Origin of the sequence: Jejubacter calystegiae (genome assembly GCF_005671395.1) — a bacterium.
Taxonomy (GTDB): Bacteria; Pseudomonadota; Gammaproteobacteria; order Enterobacterales; family Enterobacteriaceae; genus Jejubacter; species Jejubacter calystegiae.
The window spans coordinates 1,050,245-1,068,333 of record NZ_CP040428.1 but is presented as its reverse complement, the minus strand read 5'-3'; the positions used below and the strand labels follow the sequence as shown (position 1 = coordinate 1,068,333).

Sequence of the window (18,089 nt, the reverse complement as noted above, 5' to 3'; positions counted from 1 at the left end):
TTACCTTTAACGCAGGTTGACCAGGGTCTGTAGCACTTCAGACTGGGTCTTGATGGTCTGGGCGTTAGACTGGTAGTTACGCTGATAAACGATCATGTTGACCATCTCCTGGCCCAGATCGACGTTCGACGCTTCCAGCTTGCCGCCGTACAGGTTGCCAAGGTTACCGGTACCGGAAACACCAATGGTCGGCTGGCCGGACTGTGGGGTCTCAGACCAGCAGTTGTTCCCCTCAGAGCTCAGGCCGCCGGGGTTGGTGAAGTTTGCCAGTACCACCTGGCCCAGCAGCTGCTTCTGGCCGTTGGAATAAGAGGCGATGATCTGACCGTTGTCGCTGACGGAATAGCCGTTCATCAGTCCCGGCGGGAAGCCATTGGTGCTGGGGCTGTTCATCGAGGTCTCGGCCCCCTGCTGAATCATGCCGTCCATATCCAGCGCGAAGTCCAGCGGATCGGCGCCGTTATATCCGGAGCTCTGCACGTTGAGCTGCGGCGGGTTGGTGGTCAGCTGGCCTGAAGAGTCAAAGTTTAGCTCCAGCTCCTGATAGACCGGGTTGCCATCGGCGTCGCGTAACGGAGCGGTGGTATCGCTGCTGTAAGCCTTCCAGGTGTTGTCACCGGTTTTGACAAAGTAGACGTTAATGGTGTGCTTGTTGCCGAGGCTGTCGTAGGCATCGACCTGAGTTACATTGTTGTAGGATTTGCTCTCGGCCGGATCGAACGGGAATTCCGCGGTATTGATGGCTGTTTCATCGGAGTTCAGGTTGCCCTTCATGGTGCCGCCGGTCGACGCGCTGGCCGGCATCTGCCCGGTTGGGATCTGAATCGGACCCACGGGGGCGCCTGCTTCAATGGTCGGCGGCGTGCCGGTGGCCTGATAACCGTTCAGGAACATGCCCTGGTTATTGATCACGAAGCCGTTCTCATCGGATTTGAACTGGCCGTTACGGCTGTAGAAGGTCCGGCCTGCGGAGTCGGTCATACGGAAGAAGCCGTTGCCGGAAATCCCCATATCCAGGCTGCTGGCGCCTGCACCCAGTACGCCGTCCGTGAAGTTTTGATTCACGCCTGCAACGGTGACACCCATCCCGATCTGGGAACCGGCGAAAACGTCGGCAAAGGCGATCGAGCCGGATTTAAAGCCCACCGTCTGGGAGTTAGCAATGTTGTTACCCACCACGTCCAGCGCCTGGGAGGCGGCATTCAGGCCGCTAAGTCCTTGTGAAAAACTCATTTAATGTTTCCTGTAATAAAAAGCGTTAAATCCAAAAATGGGTTATTCGACCATGTAAACCTTGCCGAGGGTGGCCGTGCCATCCATGCCCAGCTGTAATATTGCGCCGTTCGGACCAAAGGCGACGGCTTCCACCTTCGCGGCTTTCAGTGCCACAACATTCGGGGCATCGCCATCGGCGTTTTTGGCGCTGAAGGACACCTTGAATTCCTTGTCGGCGGTAGGGGGGCCTGGCTGAACGTTTTCCAGATCGTCGAGCGTGAATTTGTGAACCCCGCCCTTCACGTCCTTCAGTTCCCCGGTGAAGACGTTGCCCGCGCTGTCGGTCAGCGTGACCGTCACGGTTTCGGCGTCGCTACCCAGCGACAGGCCAAACACTTTGTTGCCATCCTCGCTGGTGGAAACGGTCGGATCGCCTTCGATCATTACGGTACGTCCCACCCAGTCGGAGACGCCCATCTGCTGCATACTGGTCATCATCATGCCCACCGTTTCAACGCTGGAGTTCAGCTGTTGAACCCCAGCCGCGGTCTGGAACTGCGCCAGCTGTGCGGTGAGCTGGTTATTGTCCATCGGGTTGGTGGGATCCTGGTTCTGCATCTGGGTGATCAGCAGCGTCATAAAGTTGTTCAGCAGCTCATCGGCGGAGTTACCCAGCGTATTGTTGCTGGTTGCCGTCGCCGTGCTGGTATCAGAGGTACTGCTGGTGGCTTTAGCCGTACTCTGGTTACTGGTGGCGGAGGACATCAGAGGAGATATCGCCATTTATCGTTTCCTTACTGGCCGAGGCTCAGAGTCTTTAACATCAGCGACTTGGCGGTATTCATCACCTCCACGTTCGCCTGATAGCTGCGCGAGGCAGAGATGGTATTGACCATTTCACCCACCACATCCACGTTAGGCATACGGACATAGCCGCTGCCGTCCGCCAGCGGATTGCCCGGGTCATACACCATACGGTCCGGTGCGTTGCTTTCCACGACCGAGGCCACTTTTACGCCGCCGACATCCTGACCCGGCGCGCCGTTGACCTGGAAAACAACCTGGCGGGCACGCCAGGGCTGTCCGTCGGGGCCTGTGGCGCTATCCGCATTGGCCATATTGCTGGCGCTAACGTTAAGACGCTGGGACTGCGCCGTCAGGGCCGAACCTGAAATATCAAAAATGCTGAAAATGGACATGGCTAAAATTATCCCTGGTTCATGACGGTCATCATGCCTTTAATACGCGAGTTCAACATGGTCAGGCTGGTCTGGTATTTCACGCTGTTATCCGCGAAGTTCACCCTTTCTCTGTCCATATCGACGGTATTGCCATCGGCGCTCGGCTGATCCGGAACGCGATAGAGCAGTTGGGTATCCAGGCTGTCCGGCCCGGTGGCTGGAATATGGCTCCTGGACGTGAGATTGAGCGATAGCGCGCCCTTGCCGGACGTTCGACCCTGTTCCACGGCATTTTTCAGTTCCGCGGCAAAATCGATATCGCGAGCCTGATAGCCCGGGGTATCGCTGTTGGCGATATTGGCCGCCAGCACTTCCTGACGCCGGGACAGTAAATGCAGCGCTTCCTTCTGGAAATTCAGGTGACTGTCTAGTTTGTCGAGCATCTCTCCTCCCACTCCGGGTATTTATGAGGTGGCTATTTTAAAACCGAAAGGGAAAAGGCTATCCGACGAATAAGGGCAAAAACTTTGGTTATTTGTCCCCTTAACCTGGCGCGTTTTTCTATAGACTGGCGTCCTGAGAAATTGTCGTCGTATCGCCGACGATGGGTTAACCTGGGGGCTGTGATGTCGTTATCTGCGCGCGTTCAAATTGCTGTTTTTGGCCTGTCCGGGCTGGTTGCGCTTGCTCTGGCGGGCAGTACACCGGCCTGGAGCGCGGAGCGTTCCGCACTCGCTGAGCAAATTGAGACGCAGCTTAATGCGCGCCACGCTGATAAAGGCATCAGGCATCAGGTCACGATCAAAACGCCCCGGGCGCAGTGGCCAGGCTGCCAGCGTCCGAAGCTGACGCTGCCGGATGGCAACCGGTTAACGGGCAATATGAGCGTGGCGGTGCAGTGTGAACGTAAGCAGTTTCTGCAAGTGATGGTCGAGGCTGAAGGGCGCTACTGGGTCGCCGAACAGGCTATTCCCGCGGGGGAGGCGATTACCCGGTCGCAAATTGGTACGCGTAGCGGCCCGTTAAGCAAGTTGCCTGCGGGTCTGGCGTTCCAGCCTCAGGAGATTGTGGGTAGCGTTGCTTCCCGCGCTTTCAGGCCCGGTCAGCCGATCATTGCCAGCCAGCTGCGTAAATCGTGGCGGATTAAAACCGGTGATGAAGTGGATGTTATCCTGAGCGGTGAAGGCTTTCGCATTCGCAGTAAGGGGAAGGCCATGAGTAACGCCGCGGTGGATGAGTCGGTACGTATTCGTATGGCATCCGGGCAGGTCATCAGCGGTAATGTGGCCGTTAACGGGGATGTCGTGGTGCGGCAGTAGCAGTGCCGTGAATCTGGGTAAAAAAAAGCGCAAGTTTTGTTTTATCCCGCCGATAACCCAGTTAACAACTACAAGATAAGCCGTCAGGCACAGAGATTGTGAGGAAAACTATGAGTATTGAGCGCACACTGCCGACCCAACCCATCGCTACCACTGGTGCGGTTCAGTCAACCATGAACGACGCCAAAGGCGTTCGTGAGCAGCAGCCTGCCAGGACCGGGACTACCGAAAAACCGGGCGTTCAGGTTGCCATCAGCGATGCATCACGCCAGATCGCCGGCAGTGAAGATATCGATATGGCGCGCGTAGAGCAGATTAAAGATGCCATTGCCCGTGGCGAACTGCATCTGGATGCAGGAAAGATTGCGGATGCGCTGCTTGCCGATAGCGCGTTCTTTGAATAATCAACGATTGTCACAGGTATTATGGAAAACTTAGCGCTCATTCTGGAGAAAATGTACGGGGCACTCTGCGAGCTGGAGGTCACGCTGCTGGAAGAAAACACGCAGCTTAGCGGCTCGCAAATAGACCCTGTCTCGCTTCAGGTGGTTACGGATAAAAAGAGCAGCCTGCTGGCCGCGATCGCGCACTATGACACCCGCCGCCAGGAAGAAGAGACCCTGCATCACCAACGTGCGCCTTATGCGGGCATCCAGGGGCTGGAGACCAGCTGGCAACAGATTCATCAACTTACGGTACGCCTTAGTGAACTTAACCAGCGTAGCGGTCTGTTACTGGAAAAGCAGCAGGAGAACGTCAGGAAATTACAGAATGCCATGAATAAGACTCGCGTCGGCCAGATGGTCTATGGATCTGACGGGCAGTCACGCACTGGCGCTTCCGGCCGTTCTTTTAACATCAATGTATGATTTTTTATTGAGTAGATTTGTCCTATTCTAATTTTTATATTGTTGAGTATTTTTCTTTATTAGTTTATAGAGGGTTTATAAAGGATCTTAGTATCTACTATTTTATAAAATATAATTAACAATATAATATTTATAAGATAATAAAAACGTCCTTATTAGAATTGTCCTGGGTTTTCTGAATTTGTTTACACTCCGTTTATGAACTTGCCTATAGATGGAGGTGATGTTTTGATAAATAAAAGCAATGACATTGCGATTTTTAACCGCATTGTTATTTATTTTGTTTTATTTCAATTAGTTAGTGAAAGCCTGCTCTGGATTTGATGTTCCTTTGCTTACATAAAATTACATATAAGCCTCTTTTTTTCAGGCGTTTTCTGGCCGTATTATCACTATAGTTATTATATTTTTATGTTTTGGTTTCCTCTCAGGCCGCGTCATATCTGACTTTTTCCCTCAGAACGCAATTATTGTAAAAAATATACAAAATTAAAATTGAACAACCTCGGACTTATCACAATAATAAGCCCGAAAGTTCGCCAGTGTTGTTATTCATTTCACATGTTTAATATATGTTAATCAGTGCTTGTTCATTGTTAACTTTGCGTGTGCATTTTATAGTCTGGCCCTATTATTCTTTTGGAAAGTTATTGCCTATGAACATCGATAAACAGCTGCAGAGTATCCATAACATTAACCTGTCTTACCTGTTACTCGCTCAGCGTTTAATCATGGAGGATGAAACTGCCGCCAGTTTCAGGCTGGGGTTGAGTGAATCAACAATTAGCACCCTGAAGGAGCTTTCGCTTTCTCAACTGATCAAGCTATCGACCACCAATCAGGTGATTTGCCGACTGCGCTTTGATGAAGACGGTGTCATTGGCCGTTTGACCAAAGAGTCGCGTATTGACGGCCTGCAGCAGATTCATGCCGGTATTCTGCTGTCGACCGATCTGCTCAGTACGTTGACCGAGCCGGAAATGCCTGCTGCCAAGAGGCTGTCATGATATGTGTGAAAAAAGCATTCTTCGTGAAATCCAGGATATTCAGCTGGCTATGGAGCTTATCTCCCTGGGCGCCCGTTTGCAGATTCTTGAGAATGAGACCAGCCTCAGTCGGGGACGCCTTCTAAAACTTTACAAGGAACTAAGGGGAGCGCCGCCGCCGAAAGGCATGCTTCCATTCTCGGTCGACTGGTTTATGGCATGGGAGCAGAATATTCACTCCTCAATGTTCTACAACATCTATCTGTATCTGCTCAAGACCGATAAGTGTCGTCCGATTGAGGCGATCATTAAGGCCTACCGCCTGTATCTGGAACAGTGCCCGCCGCATAACCCCGGAGAAGAGCCGGTGCTGGGGCTGACCCGCGCCTGGACGCTACTGCGTTTTATCGAAAGCGGCATGCTGGATCGCACCGAATGTTCCTGCTGCAAAGGGGCTTTCATCGTCTACAGCTATCAGCCGAAGCACAACTTTGTGTGCAGTTTGTGCAACCCGCCTTCCCGGGCGGTGAAAAAAAGTAAACTTTCCGAAGAGGTGGCCGATAACCTCTTACACCAACTCAAGCTGGATGAGCATGAGTGGCACAGCGCTTCTCTCGCGCTGGCGAATGAGGGATACAACGCTCAGGGGCGTGCGTAATTCTTCATAACGCCCGGGAAGCATTTGTGTTAAGCATCGGATCGTTAAGGGAATCGTGTGCTAGTTCTTATCGGTTATGTCATTGTATTTGTATGTGTTTTTGGTGGGTTTATGCTGTCAGGCGGCCAGCTCGGCGCGCTGTACCAGCCCACTGAACTTTTGATTATCGGCGGCGCTGGTGTCGGCGCATTTGTGGTCGGTAATAACGGTAAGGCTATTCGCGCCACCATGAAAGCGTTTCCACGCCTGTTTCGTGGGTCTAAATACACCAAAGAGATGTATATGGATCTGATGGCGCTGATGTTTCTGCTGCTCGCTAAAGGGCGCCAGAACGGGATGATGTCGCTGGAAGCGGATATTGAAGATCCCGCCAGCAGCGCGATTTTTTCTGCCTATCCCCGCCTGATGGACGATAAGCAACTGATGGAGTTTATCGTCGATTACCTTCGTCTGATGATCAGTGGGAACCTGAATGCCTTCGAAATAGAGGCGCTCATGGACGAAGAGATCGAAACCTGCGAAAGCGAAAACGAAGTTCCGGCCAGCAGTCTTAACCAGGTCGGCGACGCTTTCCCCGCATTTGGTATTGTGGCCGCGGTCATGGGGGTGGTTAACGCCCTGGCGGCTGCGGATCGCCCGGCCGCCGAACTGGGGGCGCTGATCGCCCACGCCATGGTGGGGACTTTCCTGGGGATCCTGCTGGCTTACGGCTTTATTCTGCCGTTGGCGGCGCTGCTGCGCCAGAAGAGCAGTGAAAACATCAAGATGATGCAGTGCATCAAGGTCACGCTGCTGTCCAGCATCCATGGTTATGCTCCGCAAATCTCCGTTGAGTTCGGCCGTAAGACGCTGTACTCCACCGAGCGTCCGTCGTTTACCGAACTGGAAGAGCACGTACGCCAGGTGAAGAAAGCCGGCAACAGCACGGAATAATCGGCCATGAGTAAAAAAGACAGTTCCGTCATTATCGTCAAAAAAAAGAAATCGCACGGGCACAGCCATCACGGCGGCTCGTGGAAGATTGCCTACGCAGACTTTATGACCGCGATGATGGCGTTTTTCCTGGTAATGTGGCTGCTGTCTAACTCCACGCCTGAAGAGCGCCACCAGATTGCCGAATATTTTCAAATGCCGCTGAAGACGGCGATGTCGAATGGCGATCGCTTCAGCCTGAGCGACAGCACCATTCCGGGCGGCGGTGACGATATGATGAAGGTCCAGGGAGAGGTCCAGAAGCGCCGTGCGGATAGCAGCCGCCAGCGGGATATGCAGAGTCTGAATCGGGTGCGTGAGCGTCTCGATCAACTGATTAAAAATGACCCTCGCCTGAAAGAGCTACAGCCCAACCTGAAGATTAAGTTACTGAATGACGGCCTGCGTATTCAGATAATCGATAGCCAGCAGCGGCCCATGTTCCGTAGCGGCAACAAAGAGGTTGAACCCTATATGCGGGATATCCTGCACGCGATTGCACCGGTCCTGAACGATATCCCCAATAGCATCAGCCTTTCCGGCCATACCGATGACGCCCCTTATGCAAACGGCGAACGTAGCTACAGTAACTGGGAACTTTCCGCTGACCGCGCCAATGCTTCGCGCCGTGAGCTGGTTGCCGGTGGCCTGCAGGCCAATAAGATCCTGCGGGTGGTGGGGATGGCCGACGCGATGAATCTGAAAAACGTGCCCGGGGACGATCCCTCGAACCGTCGAATCAGCATCCTGATTCTGACCAAAGAAAAAGCACATGAGATTCTGAATGAAGATAACAATGAGGCGCGGGACATCTCCCTGAGCGAGGAGGATCCGCAGGGGATCCAGCAGATTCAGGAACAGGTTCCTCCGGCGTCCTAATACAGGAACGTTAGAGCGGCGAGCGATTATGGATATTAGTGATTTTTATCAGACATTCTTTGACGAGGCCGACGAACTCCTGGCGGATATGGAACAGCACCTTCTGGAGCTGGATCCGCAGACGCCCGATAAGGAGTTGATGAATGCGATTTTCCGTTCGGCTCATTCGATTAAAGGCGGAGCGGGAACATTTGGCTTCAGCATTTTGCAGGAGACCACGCACCTGCTGGAAAACCTGTTGGATGAAGCCCGCTGTGGTGAACTGGCGCTAAATGGCGACATCATCAACCTGTTTCTGGAAACCAAAGATATTATGCAAGAGCAACTAGAGGCTTATAAATCGTCCCAGGAGCCGGACAGCGCGAGCTTTGAATATATCTGTCAGGCGTTGCGCGAACTGGCGCTGGAGAACAAAGCCGCGAAGGAAGGCAACGCGCCAGAAACCGCGACCCCCTCTGCGCTTGCCCCGCAGGCACCGGTAGACGCAGCGGCTGAGCATACTCACCTGCAGGTGACGCTGAGCAAATTAAAAGAGAACGAACCTGCGCTGTTGCTTGAAGAACTGGGCAATCTGGGCGCCGTTGTGGCGCATCAGCAGCAGGGAGACAGCCTGATTGCGACCCTGGACACCCAGACGCCAGCCGACGATATCGTTGCCGTGATGTGCTTCATCGTAGAGCCGGACCAGATTACCGCTGTGCCGGTGTCGGCCGAATTGGTCAAACCGACGGTGGTGCAAAACGAGCAGCCCGAACCCGCGGAAAAGCGTCCTGAAGCGGTACAGCCTAAAGCCCCGGCGGCAGTGGCCCGTCCACAGCGTAGCGCGGTCCAGGAGTCCAGCAGTATCCGCGTGGCGGTAGAGAAAGTTGACCAGATCATTAACCAGGTCGGCGAGCTAATTATCACCCAGTCCATGCTGTCGCAGCTGTCTACTTCGCTCGACCCGGCGATCAGCGGCGATCTGCTGAACAGCATCGGTCAGCTGGAGCGCAACGCGCGCGATCTGCAGGAGTCGGTGATGTCCATCCGTATGATGCCGATGGAGTATGTCTTCAGTCGCTTCCCGCGTCTGGTACGCGATCTGGCTGGCAAGCTGCAAAAGCAGGTGGAACTGACGCTGCATGGTGGTTCGGCTGAACTGGATAAGAGCCTGATCGAACGCATTATCGACCCGCTGACTCACCTGGTGCGTAACAGTATCGACCACGGTATTGAAGATGGCGAAACCCGCCTGGCGAAGGGCAAATCCGCCCGAGGCAACCTGATCCTCTCTGCGGAGCATCAGGGGGGCAACATCGTCATCGAAGTGATCGACGACGGCGCCGGTCTTAACCGGGAAAAAATTCTCGCCAGGGCGGTTTCTCAGGGGATGGACGTTAGCGAAAACATCAGCGACGAAGAGGTCTGGATGCTGATCTTCGCGCCGGGATTCTCTACTGCGGAAAAGGTGACGGATGTTTCCGGCCGTGGCGTGGGTATGGACGTTGTGAAGCGAAATATCCAGGACATGGGCGGTTATGTGGAAATCCGTTCCGAGAAAGATAAGGGTTCCACCATCCGCATTATCCTACCGTTGACGCTGGCGATCCTTGACGGGATGTCGGTCAGGGTAGGGGAAGAGACCTTTATTCTGCCGCTGAACGCGGTGATGGAGTCGCTACAGCCTCAGGAAAAAGCGCTGCACCCGATGGCAGGCGGCGAACTGATGTTGCAGGTGCGCGAAGAGTATCTGCCGTTGATTCAGCTCCATGAGGTGCTGAATATTAGCGATGCCCAGACTGAACCGGGCAAGGGAATTGCCGTTATTCTGCAGAGTGCAGGAAGACGATACGCGCTGCTGGTCGATCAGTTAATTGGGCAGCACCAGGTAGTGGTCAAAAACCTGGAGATGAATTACCGCAAAGTTCCCGGTATTTCCGCCGCCACCATTCTGGGGGATGGCAGTGTAGCCCTGATTGTGGATGTGGCCGCGTTGCCACTTTTATGTCGTGACAAACGTATCGCCGACGTCATTGCGTGACGGCAGCGTATCCAGGAGATATCAGCATGATGAGCATGACTTCAGACAACCAGATGGCGGTTGAAAACCTCGGACAGGAGTACCTGATTTTTGCGCTGGGCAATGAAGAGTACGGTATCGAGATTCTTAAGGTGCAGGAGATTCGCGGTTACGATCGCGTTACCCGCATCGCCAATACGCCGGAGTTTATTAAAGGTGTTACCAACCTGCGCGGCATTATCGTGCCGATCGTCGATCTTAGGGTCAAATTCGCTCAGGAAAATATCCGCTACGACAATAACACCGTGGTGATTGTTCTGAACGTGAACCAGCGGGTGGTGGGCATTGTGGTGGATGGCGTTTCTGATGTCCTTTCCCTGACCGCCGAACAGGTAAAACCGGCGCCGGAGTTTTCTGTGACGCTGTCCACCGAGTACCTGGTGGGGCTGGGGGCCATTGATGAGCGGATGGTGATTCTGGTCGATATCGAAAAACTGCTGAGCAGTGAAGAGATGGAGCTGGTTGATAAGATTCACGGTGATGCCAGCGCGCTTGCGCTGTAACCCTTCCCCCTCACCTAACCCTCTCCCCAAAGGGGAGAGGGGACTATGCTGGCTCCTGTTTTCTGAACGTACATCTCAAAAGGGGAGCGGGAACGATGTTGGCTCCGGTTTTCTGAACGTACATCTTAAAAGGGGAGCGGGGGTTATGTTAGCTTCGGTTTTCTTGAGCGTACATCTCAAAGGAGAGAGGGGACTATGTTAGCTTTGGTTTTCCCCCTCTCCCTTTTAGGGAGAGGGACGGGGTGAGGGTGATCAGCGGCTCCAGGGTCGGATTGCCTCTTTTCCTCCTCTCCCCATTCACAATCAGACCGGCATACTCATAATTTCCTGGTAGGCGCTCACCAGCTTATTACGCACCTGCACACCCAGGTTCAGCGCCAGGGATGACTTTTGCATCCCGACCATCACGTCATTCAGGCTCACGTCCGGGGCGCCGAGCATAAACTTCTCCGTCATGGCGGAAGACTGGTTACGAACTTCATTCAGGCTCTTCACGCTATCCAGCAGTACATCGGAAAAGCGGGTTTCGCTTTTTTCCTGCAAGGCGGAATTAAGATTAACGGCTGGCGACTGAATACCGCCGGATGCCTGCGCAGCCAGCGCTTGCATGCTTTCAACAACACTATTTATTGCCGGAACGGCCATATTTTCACCTTAAACCAGATTGTCGAATCGCTGATTATTTAGCCTGTTTCGCCAGGCTTGTATCAGTGTTGCGCACCATAACACAGTGGAATGCAAACAAAACCGGTAAATAGCAGGCAAAAAGGCAGGCTTATTCACCCATCGATATCGGTGCAAATCGCAAATAATGTCTACCCCGAAGCCGGACGCTAAAGAGTGTGGCCCTGAGGATCGGGTAACCCATTCAGTACGCGTTAATGACTTCATTTAGATAATCAGGCAGGAATATGGCATGAGTGCCCAGTCAAACGGCATACCCACGAATAAAACTGCAGGCCTAATGGCCCAACTGGAACGTTTTCGTGCAAACCCCAGACTTCTTTTACTCGTTTCCATAGCAGCGGCGGTGGCCGTGGTTATTGCGGCTCTGCTTTGGGCTCGCTCCCCTGACTATCGCGTCCTTTATAGCAACATCAGCGACCAGGATGGCGGTGCGGTGATTGCTCAGCTTGAACAGATGAAGGTGCCCTATCGCTTTAGCGATAGCGGCGGCGCGATCATGGTTCCGGCGGATAAAGTACATGACGCGCGCCTGAAGCTGGCTCAACAGGGATTACCGAAAGGTGGTGCGATAGGCTTTGAACTACTGGATAAAGAGAAGTTCGGCATCAGCCAGTTCAGCGAACAGGTGAACTACCAGCGCGCGCTGGAAGGTGAACTGGCGCGGACCATGGAAACTCTGGGGCCGGTGCGCAACGCGCGCGTCCACCTGGCTATTCCTAAACCCTCTCTTTTTGTGCGTGAGCAGAAGCAGCCCACGGCATCCGTTACGCTGAACCTGTATCCGGGTCGCACCATGGATAGCGGTCAGGTGAATGCTATCGCCTATATGGTTTCCAGTGCGGTACCGGGTCTGCCAGTAGGTAACGTTACCGTGGTGGATCAGAGCGGCCGCCTGCTGACTCAGTCAGGCAGCGATGAACAGTCGTTGAATGCCTCGCAGCTTAAGTATATCGCCGAAGTTGAAGCCGATTATCAGCAGCGTATCCAGTCAATACTGGCGCCGGTGGTCGGCAGCCAGAACGTGCACGCGCAGGTGACAGCGCAGATTGACTTTTCGACCCATGAACAGACGGCGGAACAGTATCAGCCTAATAACAATCCGGAAAAAATGGCGCTGCGCAGCCGCCAGACCAGCCAGAGTCAGCAGGCCGGTATGGGCAACGTGGGTGGCGTGCCGGGAGCGCTAAGCAACCAGCCCGCACCACCGCCGAGCGCGCCGATTGAAACGCCGCCCGCCCAGGGGAATAACAACGCTAACGCTGGCGCCAACAACAATAACAACAATAACGCAGCGGCAGGAAATACGGTAAGCACCAACTCGACCCAGAGTGGCCCGTACAGCAATCGCAGCGATGAAACCGCCAACTATGAAGTGGACCGCACGCTGACCCATACCAAACGAGGCAAAGGTAATATTGAGCGTCTGTCCGTTGCGGTGGTGGTGAACTATCAGAATGACGAAGAAGGTAAGCCGGTCGCCCTGAGCCAGGCGCAGATGGATCAGATCAATCAGCTGGTACGCGGTGCGATGGGCTACTCAACCGATCGCGGCGATAACCTGAGCGTAGTGAATTCGCCGTTCACCGATAACAGCGAGCTGAGCGTGGAACTGCCGTTCTGGCAGCAGGATCGCTTCATCGACCTGATGCTCTCTGGCCTGCGTTATCTGGTAGTACTTCTGGTGGCGTGGATTCTGTGGCGTAAGGGCATTCGTCCGCAGCTCGAGAAACAGCGTGAACTGACGCGCATGCAAATCGAGGCCGATAAAGAAGCCCGTCGGGCCAAACCGGAAGCGCCGCGCCAGAGCACCCGTGCCGAGCAGGAAGAGAACGCCCGTGCCCAGTTGCGTACTGAAACAGAAATGCACAGCCAGACCATCCGCAACATGGCCGACCAGGAGCCGCAGGTGATTGCCTTGGTGATCCGTCAATGGCTAAGTAAAGAGCAGAAATAACCCATGAATGCGATTGAGAAGAGCGCCATCCTGATGATGACGCTGGGAGAAGCCCGGGCTGCTGAGGTGTTTAAACACCTCAACAATCAGGAAGTGACCCAGATCAGCTCCGCGATGGTCAACATGACCAGCTTTACCCATGAGCAGCTGGCCGAAGTCCTGCGCGAATTCCATAAAGATGCGGCGGACTTCTCCGCCCTGAGCGTAAATACCAATGACTACGTGCGTAGCGTTCTGGTGAAGGCGCTGGGTGAAGAGCGCGCCTCCAGCCTGCTGGAAGATCTGCTGGATTCTCAGAACAGTACCAACGGTATCGAAACCCTGAACTTCATGGAGCCTCAGATGGTGTACGATCTGATCCGCGAAGAGCATCCTCAGATCATCGCGACCATCCTGGTACATCTCAAACGCGGCCAGGCGGCGGACGTACTGGCACGATTCGACGACCGCGAGCGCAACGACATCATGCTGCGTATCGCGACCTTTGGCGGCGTTCAGCCGGCGGCGCTGCAGGAACTGACCGAAGTGCTTAACAACCTGCTGGATGGTCAGAACATCAAGCGCAGTAAGATGGGCGGTATCCGTCCGGCGGCGGAGATCCTGAACCTGATGAAATCGCAGCAGGAAGAGGCGGCTATCGAGGCGGTTCGCGAATACGACGGCGAACTGGCGCAGAAGATTATCGACGAAATGTTCCTGTTCGAAAACCTGGTCGAAATGGAAGATCGCAGCATTCAGCGCATCCTGCAGGATGTGGAAAACGAATCGCTTATCGTTGCACTGAAAGGGGCTGAACAGCCGCTGCGCGACAAGTTCTTCCGCAATATGTCCCGTCGCCAGGCCGAGATTCTCAGCGAAGATCTCAGTTCCCGCGGCCCGGTACGTATGTCTCAGGTCGAGACCGAGCAGAAGAGCATTCTGATGGTGGTGCGCCGCCTGGCGGAAAGCGGCGAGATTGTACTGAGCAGTGGCGAGGACGAGTATGTCTGACGGGCGTCTGAAGCACGACTGGCGCCGCTGGATGCCGGAAGATCTCGGTTCTCCCTTTGCGTCGCTGGATAGCCTGCCGCCGATTCCCGAGGCAGGCGTAGAGAGTAGCCCGGAAGAGAAGCTGGCCGAGCTTAACCGTCTGCGTCAGCAGGCGCAGCAGCAGGGTTACAACGAAGGACTGAAAAAGGGCGAAGAAGAGGGTCATGCCCAGGGCTATGAGCGCGGCCTTGAACAGGGCAAAGCCGAAGGGATCGAACTGGGTCTGGCGCAGGCCAAAGCCGAACAACAGGAACTGACAGACCAGTTCGCCAGCCTGTTGAAGGACTTTAACGTCACCATGGAAAGCCTGGATGAAGTGATTCCGGCGCGCCTGGTGCAGATGGCGCTCACCGCCGCCCGTCAGGTCATTGGTCAGGCGCCGATGTGCGATGCCAGCGCGTTGGTTGAACAGGTGCGTAAGCTGCTGCATGAAGAGACGCTGTTCAACGGCCAGCCGCAGCTTTGGGTCAGCCCGGATGATTATCCGATGGTTCAGGAACAGCTGGGCAGCACCCTGGAAAATCACGGCTGGCGTCTGTACTCAGACGGCAAGATCTTACGCGGCGGTTGCCGTATTTGTTCTACCGACGGCGAACTGGATGCCACCCTGGGGACTCGCTGGGAAGCGTTGTGCCATCTGACCCAGGAGGAGACGCTGTTATGACGGCGCGCCTCGACCGCTGGCTCAGCACCCTGAGCCGTAGTGAAAAGCGGATGAAGAACCTGGCGCCCTACCGTCAGTACGGCAAGCTGACCCGTGCCACCGGGCTGGTCATGGAGGCCACCGGACTGCAGCTTCCTATCGGCACCAACTGCATTATCGAACGTAATAACGGCCAGGGCATTGAGCAGGTGGAAAGCGAGGTGGTGGGCTTTAACGGCCAGATGCTCTATCTGATGCCGCTGGAGCAGGTAGACGGCATTCTGCCCGGCGCCCGCGTCTATGCCCCAGGCATGGTAAATGGCCTGCCGCCCGGTAAGCAGTTGCCCCTTGGCCCTGAGCTTCTTGGCCGGGTGCTGGATGCCAGCGCCCGGCCGCTTGATGGTAAACCCGCGCCGGATACCGGCTATCGCGCACCGCTAATTACCCCGCCATTTAACCCGCTTCAGCGGGTGCCGATCCATAACGTACTCGATACCGGCGTACGCGCCATTAACGGCATGCTGACCATTGGTAAGGGGCAGCGTGTGGGCCTGTTTGCGGGTTCCGGGGTGGGTAAAAGCGTGCTGCTTGGCATGATGGCGCGTTACACCAAAGCCGATGTGATCGTCGTGGGACTGATCGGTGAACGCGGGCGCGAAGTTAAAGACTTTATTGAAAATATTTTGGGCGAAGAGGGCCTGAAGCGCGCCGTGGTCATCGCCGCTCCCGCGGACGTTTCCCCACTGCTGCGTATGCAGGGGGCCGCTTACGCTACGCGCATTGCGGAAGACTTTCGCGATCGCGGACAGGATGTACTGCTGATCATGGATTCGCTGACCCGTTATGCCATGGCGCAGCGCGAAATCGCGCTGGCCATTGGCGAACCGCCAGCCACCAAAGGCTACCCGCCTTCGGTATTCGCCAGGCTCCCCGCGCTGGTGGAGCGCGCCGGGAACGGCACCCAGGATGGCGGATCGATCACCGCGTTTTATACCGTGTTGACCGAAGGGGACGATCAACAGGATCCGATCGCCGACTCGGCGCGCGCGATCCTCGACGGCCATATCGTGCTGTCACGCCGTCTGGCTGAATCCGGTCACTATCCGGCAATCGATGTCGAAGCCTCTATCAGCCGCGCCATGACCGAGCTGATTGCCCCGGAACACTACAAGATGGTGAACACCTTTAAGCAGTTGATCTCCAGCTATCAACGCAACCGCGATCTGATAAGCGTGGGCGCCTACGCCGCGGGCAGCGACCCGCAGCTCGATCACGCTATCAGGATTTATCCGCAACTGGAGGCCTGGTTACAGCAGGGCATCCTTGAACGCAGCAGTTATGAAGAGGCACGCGAGGCGCTGTTTGCGCTGTTCCCCGACCTCTCTTCCCGGTAACACAGGAGGAATAAATGGCGACCGCTTCCCCAATGGACACCTTGCGAGAACTGGCCGAAGAGGCCTTGCAGGAGGCGACCACCCAGTTAGGAAAAATGCGTCTGGCCTGCCAGCAGGCGGAAGATCAGCTGAACCAGCTCATTAACTATGAGCAGGAATACCGACAGCGGCTACATACCAATATGACGGCCGAGGGAATGGCGGCAACGAACTGGATGAATTATCAACAGTTTATGACATCCCTGGACAAAACCCTTGAGCACCATCGTCAGCATGTGGCTCAGTGCCAGCATCATGTCAGTCTGGCGCTGAAAACCTGGCAGGAGAAAAAGCAGCGTCTGAACGCGTTTGAAACGCTCAGAGACCGGGCGATGGCAACCCAGCTGCTGCGAGAGAACAAGCTGGATCAAAAATTGATGGATGAATATGCGCAGCGCGCGAGCCTGAGGAAGGATAACTTATGATTCCGAATACATTACCGAATATGGGCGTGGCGGGTCTGGCCGCTTCCTCGCCTGAGGCGCGCACTGCGAACGGGGAAGCGGATTTCGCGCTGCAACTGGCATCGGCGCTGCCTGGCGATGAAACGGTTGCCGACGTTATGCCGGAGATGACGACAGATACGCTGCCGCTGGCTGAAAAACTGATACAGCAGATTCGCGATGCGCTGGAATCTGGCACGTTGCCGGAAGGCACGGCGCTGGACGGTGGGCAGGTACAGCAGCTTCAGCAGTGGCTGGCGCAGCTCACCAATAGCCCGGAGCCGCAGACGCAGGAGCAGAAAGACGCGCTGCTTATGCGCCTTAGCGCCAGCGCTGACGGGGTGACCGGAGAAGAGGCCACAACGTTGCTTAAAAGCCTGATCGAAGATGAAGGTAAAGGCAAAACCACGCTGGCGTCAATCAGTGCCGCTACTACGTCGTCCGGCGGACATATTCCGGCGCTGGTGGCATCGGCGTTGAATATTGAAAAGCGCCGTTCCGGCCAGGAACAGGCGCCGGTGAACGATGCGCTGACCCAGGGCAAAATGGCGGTACAGCCCGAGATGACCGAGGCCAGCCGAGCCAACGCGACGGCGCTGGTGCAGGAATCCTCACTGCCTCAGGCGGGCGTCACGCATGAAACCCAGCCTCTGAACGCCGCGCTGTTGCGTCTGGCGCCGGAAGGGGGCACTACGGGCCACGCCAACGCGCTGGCGACCGCCAGTACCAATGCGGCGCCGGTCCTTAGTCAGCCGCTGGGCTCCGCCGCCTGGCAGCAGGCGCTGGGGCAGCAGCTGGCCATGTTTACCCGCAACGGTATTCACAACGCCGAATTGCGGCTGCATCCCCAGGATCTTGGCGCGCTACAGCTCAATATTCGTATGAGCCAGGAGCAGGCCCAGTTGCATATTGTCTCTGATAACCACCACGTGCGCGCCGCGCTGGAAGCAGCTATGCCTCAGTTGCGAACCTCACTGGCTGAAGCGGGTATCGAACTGAGCCAAAGCAGCGTCAGCGCCGATAATGCTGCGCCCTGGCAGGATGCTTCTGGTGAAAATCGTCAGGGGGGTGACGGCGAGGGTGGCAATGGCTCAGGCGCAGGCGGTAGCGGCCAGGATGAGGCCGAACAGACCACTGTTCAGACCCGAACCATCATGCGGCCAGGCGGTGTGGACACCTTTGCCTGATCCCGTTTTAACGGTCGATGTGGCGCTATTTTCCCGTGTTATTCGGACCATTGCTTCAAAAGTTTGCTGCGA

20 protein-coding genes are annotated in these 18,089 nt (G+C 55.4%); 15 read left to right on the top strand and 5 right to left on the bottom strand.

The genetic code is table 11. The annotated features are described in order from the left end of the window. Window positions 1-6: 6 nt before the first annotated feature. Genes flgE through flgB form a run of 4 tightly spaced genes read right to left on the bottom strand, consistent with a single transcriptional unit; the run spans window position 7 to window position 2,839 of the window. Complete coding sequence (flgE, locus tag FEM41_RS04970) at window positions 7-1,233, bottom strand: flagellar hook protein FlgE (protein WP_138094939.1); 1,227 nt, start codon at window positions 1,231-1,233, stop codon at window positions 7-9. 42 nt (window positions 1,234-1,275) lie between these two features. Further along, window positions 1,276-1,998 (bottom strand): flagellar hook assembly protein FlgD, encoded by a 723-nt coding sequence (locus FEM41_RS04965; RefSeq protein WP_138094938.1) that lies wholly within the window; start codon window positions 1,996-1,998, stop codon window positions 1,276-1,278. An 11-nt stretch (window positions 1,999-2,009) separates the two neighbouring features. After that, the gene (gene flgC / locus FEM41_RS04960) at window positions 2,010-2,414 is read right to left on the bottom strand and encodes a flagellar basal body rod protein FlgC (RefSeq protein ID WP_138094937.1); all 405 of its coding nucleotides are present in this window, start codon (window positions 2,412-2,414) and stop codon (window positions 2,010-2,012) included. An 8-nt stretch (window positions 2,415-2,422) separates the two neighbouring features. Beyond that, window positions 2,423-2,839, bottom strand: a complete 417-nt coding sequence (flgB, locus tag FEM41_RS04955) for a flagellar basal body rod protein FlgB (RefSeq protein WP_138094936.1) — start codon at window positions 2,837-2,839, stop codon at window positions 2,423-2,425. 183 nt (window positions 2,840-3,022) lie between these two features. Between flgB and flgA the strand changes: the two genes are divergently transcribed. The 9 genes from flgA to cheW all read left to right on the top strand — a co-directional run bounded on the left by flgA (window position 3,023) and on the right by cheW (window position 10,641). Then, entirely contained in the window at window positions 3,023-3,715 is a 693-nt protein-coding gene (flgA, locus tag FEM41_RS04950) for a flagellar basal body P-ring formation chaperone FlgA (protein ID WP_138094935.1), read from the top strand. A gap of 110 nt (window positions 3,716-3,825) precedes the next feature. Further along, window positions 3,826-4,119 (top strand): flagellar biosynthesis anti-sigma factor FlgM, encoded by a 294-nt coding sequence (flgM, locus tag FEM41_RS04945; RefSeq protein WP_138094934.1) that lies wholly within the window; start codon window positions 3,826-3,828, stop codon window positions 4,117-4,119. Window positions 4,120-4,140: 21 nt separating this feature from the next. Beyond that, window positions 4,141-4,584: a flagella synthesis protein FlgN gene (locus FEM41_RS04940; protein ID WP_138094933.1), complete on the top strand. Its 444-nt coding sequence runs from the start codon at window positions 4,141-4,143 to the stop codon at window positions 4,582-4,584. Window positions 4,585-5,240: 656 nt separating this feature from the next. Continuing rightward, window positions 5,241-5,591 (top strand): flagellar transcriptional regulator FlhD, encoded by a 351-nt coding sequence (flhD, locus tag FEM41_RS04935; protein WP_421804986.1) that lies wholly within the window; start codon window positions 5,241-5,243, stop codon window positions 5,589-5,591. 1 nt (window position 5,592) lies between these two features. Next, window positions 5,593-6,228 (top strand): flagellar transcriptional regulator FlhC, encoded by a 636-nt coding sequence (gene flhC / locus FEM41_RS04930; protein WP_138094931.1) that lies wholly within the window; start codon window positions 5,593-5,595, stop codon window positions 6,226-6,228. Between the two features lie 57 nt (window positions 6,229-6,285). Further along, a complete protein-coding gene (gene motA, locus FEM41_RS04925) occupies window positions 6,286-7,161 on the top strand; it encodes a flagellar motor stator protein MotA (RefSeq protein ID WP_138094930.1) in 876 nt (291 codons plus the stop codon). Window positions 7,162-7,167: 6 nt separating this feature from the next. Beyond that, on the top strand, window positions 7,168-8,079 hold the full coding sequence (gene motB, locus FEM41_RS04920) for a flagellar motor protein MotB (RefSeq protein ID WP_138094929.1): 912 nt from the start codon (window positions 7,168-7,170) through the stop codon (window positions 8,077-8,079). A 28-nt stretch (window positions 8,080-8,107) separates the two neighbouring features. Further along, complete coding sequence (cheA, locus tag FEM41_RS04915; protein WP_138094928.1) at window positions 8,108-10,099, top strand: chemotaxis protein CheA; 1,992 nt, start codon at window positions 8,108-8,110, stop codon at window positions 10,097-10,099. Window positions 10,100-10,125: 26 nt separating this feature from the next. Continuing rightward, window positions 10,126-10,641, top strand: a complete 516-nt coding sequence (gene cheW / locus FEM41_RS04910) for a chemotaxis protein CheW (protein ID WP_138094927.1) — start codon at window positions 10,126-10,128, stop codon at window positions 10,639-10,641. A gap of 303 nt (window positions 10,642-10,944) precedes the next feature. On the opposite strand, the gene fliE is transcribed toward cheW, so the two are convergent. Continuing rightward, the gene (gene fliE, locus FEM41_RS04905) at window positions 10,945-11,286 is read right to left on the bottom strand and encodes a flagellar hook-basal body complex protein FliE (RefSeq protein ID WP_138094926.1); all 342 of its coding nucleotides are present in this window, start codon (window positions 11,284-11,286) and stop codon (window positions 10,945-10,947) included. Between the two features lie 271 nt (window positions 11,287-11,557). Between fliE and fliF the strand changes: the two genes are divergently transcribed. The 6 genes from fliF to FEM41_RS04875 are packed head-to-tail and all read left to right on the top strand — an operon-like array spanning window position 11,558 to window position 18,017. After that, the gene (fliF, locus tag FEM41_RS04900; protein WP_138094925.1) at window positions 11,558-13,282 is read left to right on the top strand and encodes a flagellar basal-body MS-ring/collar protein FliF; all 1,725 of its coding nucleotides are present in this window, start codon (window positions 11,558-11,560) and stop codon (window positions 13,280-13,282) included. A 3-nt stretch (window positions 13,283-13,285) separates the two neighbouring features. After that, window positions 13,286-14,272: a flagellar motor switch protein FliG gene (gene fliG, locus FEM41_RS04895; RefSeq protein WP_138094924.1), complete on the top strand. Its 987-nt coding sequence runs from the start codon at window positions 13,286-13,288 to the stop codon at window positions 14,270-14,272. Next, a complete protein-coding gene (gene fliH, locus FEM41_RS04890) occupies window positions 14,265-14,975 on the top strand; it encodes a flagellar assembly protein FliH (protein WP_138094923.1) in 711 nt (236 codons plus the stop codon). Before fliG ends, fliH begins: the two co-directional genes overlap by 8 nt. After that, window positions 14,972-16,348, top strand: a complete 1,377-nt coding sequence (gene fliI, locus FEM41_RS04885) for a flagellar protein export ATPase FliI (RefSeq protein ID WP_138094922.1) — start codon at window positions 14,972-14,974, stop codon at window positions 16,346-16,348. The genes fliH and fliI overlap by 4 nt, the downstream gene beginning before the upstream one ends. A 14-nt stretch (window positions 16,349-16,362) precedes the next feature. Continuing rightward, on the top strand, window positions 16,363-16,812 hold the full coding sequence (gene fliJ, locus FEM41_RS04880; RefSeq protein ID WP_138094921.1) for a flagellar export protein FliJ: 450 nt from the start codon (window positions 16,363-16,365) through the stop codon (window positions 16,810-16,812). After that, the gene (locus FEM41_RS04875; protein WP_138094920.1) at window positions 16,809-18,017 is read left to right on the top strand and encodes a flagellar hook-length control protein FliK; all 1,209 of its coding nucleotides are present in this window, start codon (window positions 16,809-16,811) and stop codon (window positions 18,015-18,017) included. The genes fliJ and FEM41_RS04875 overlap by 4 nt, the downstream gene beginning before the upstream one ends. The last annotated feature ends 72 nt before the right edge of the window (window positions 18,018-18,089 follow it).

Excerpts from the sequence above, each read along its gene's own strand:
- fliH (WP_138094923.1), top strand. The coding sequence starts at position 14,265 with ATGTCTGACGGGCGTCTGAAGCACGACTGGCGCCGCTGGATGCCGGAA.
- fliI (WP_138094922.1), top strand. The coding sequence starts at position 14,972 with ATGACGGCGCGCCTCGACCGCTGGCTCAGCACCCTGAGCCGTAGTGAA.
- FEM41_RS04940 (WP_138094933.1), top strand. The coding sequence starts at position 4,141 with ATGGAAAACTTAGCGCTCATTCTGGAGAAAATGTACGGGGCACTCTGC.
- FEM41_RS04875 (WP_138094920.1), top strand. The coding sequence starts at position 16,809 with ATGATTCCGAATACATTACCGAATATGGGCGTGGCGGGTCTGGCCGCT.
- fliF (WP_138094925.1), top strand. The coding sequence starts at position 11,558 with ATGAGTGCCCAGTCAAACGGCATACCCACGAATAAAACTGCAGGCCTA.
- flgE (WP_138094939.1), bottom strand. The coding sequence starts at position 1,233 with ATGAGTTTTTCACAAGGACTTAGCGGCCTGAATGCCGCCTCCCAGGCG.
- cheW (WP_138094927.1), top strand. The coding sequence starts at position 10,126 with ATGATGAGCATGACTTCAGACAACCAGATGGCGGTTGAAAACCTCGGA.
- fliG (WP_138094924.1), top strand. The coding sequence starts at position 13,286 with ATGAATGCGATTGAGAAGAGCGCCATCCTGATGATGACGCTGGGAGAA.
- motB (WP_138094929.1), top strand. The coding sequence starts at position 7,168 with ATGAGTAAAAAAGACAGTTCCGTCATTATCGTCAAAAAAAAGAAATCG.
- flgB (WP_138094936.1), bottom strand. The coding sequence starts at position 2,839 with ATGCTCGACAAACTAGACAGTCACCTGAATTTCCAGAAGGAAGCGCTG.
- cheA (WP_138094928.1), top strand. The coding sequence starts at position 8,108 with ATGGATATTAGTGATTTTTATCAGACATTCTTTGACGAGGCCGACGAA.
- FEM41_RS04965 (WP_138094938.1), bottom strand. The coding sequence starts at position 1,998 with ATGGCGATATCTCCTCTGATGTCCTCCGCCACCAGTAACCAGAGTACG.
- flgA (WP_138094935.1), top strand. The coding sequence starts at position 3,023 with ATGTCGTTATCTGCGCGCGTTCAAATTGCTGTTTTTGGCCTGTCCGGG.
- fliJ (WP_138094921.1), top strand. The coding sequence starts at position 16,363 with ATGGCGACCGCTTCCCCAATGGACACCTTGCGAGAACTGGCCGAAGAG.
- flgM (WP_138094934.1), top strand. The coding sequence starts at position 3,826 with ATGAGTATTGAGCGCACACTGCCGACCCAACCCATCGCTACCACTGGT.
- flhD (WP_421804986.1), top strand. The coding sequence starts at position 5,241 with ATGAACATCGATAAACAGCTGCAGAGTATCCATAACATTAACCTGTCT.
- fliE (WP_138094926.1), bottom strand. The coding sequence starts at position 11,286 with ATGGCCGTTCCGGCAATAAATAGTGTTGTTGAAAGCATGCAAGCGCTG.
- flgC (WP_138094937.1), bottom strand. The coding sequence starts at position 2,414 with ATGTCCATTTTCAGCATTTTTGATATTTCAGGTTCGGCCCTGACGGCG.
- flhC (WP_138094931.1), top strand. The coding sequence starts at position 5,593 with ATGTGTGAAAAAAGCATTCTTCGTGAAATCCAGGATATTCAGCTGGCT.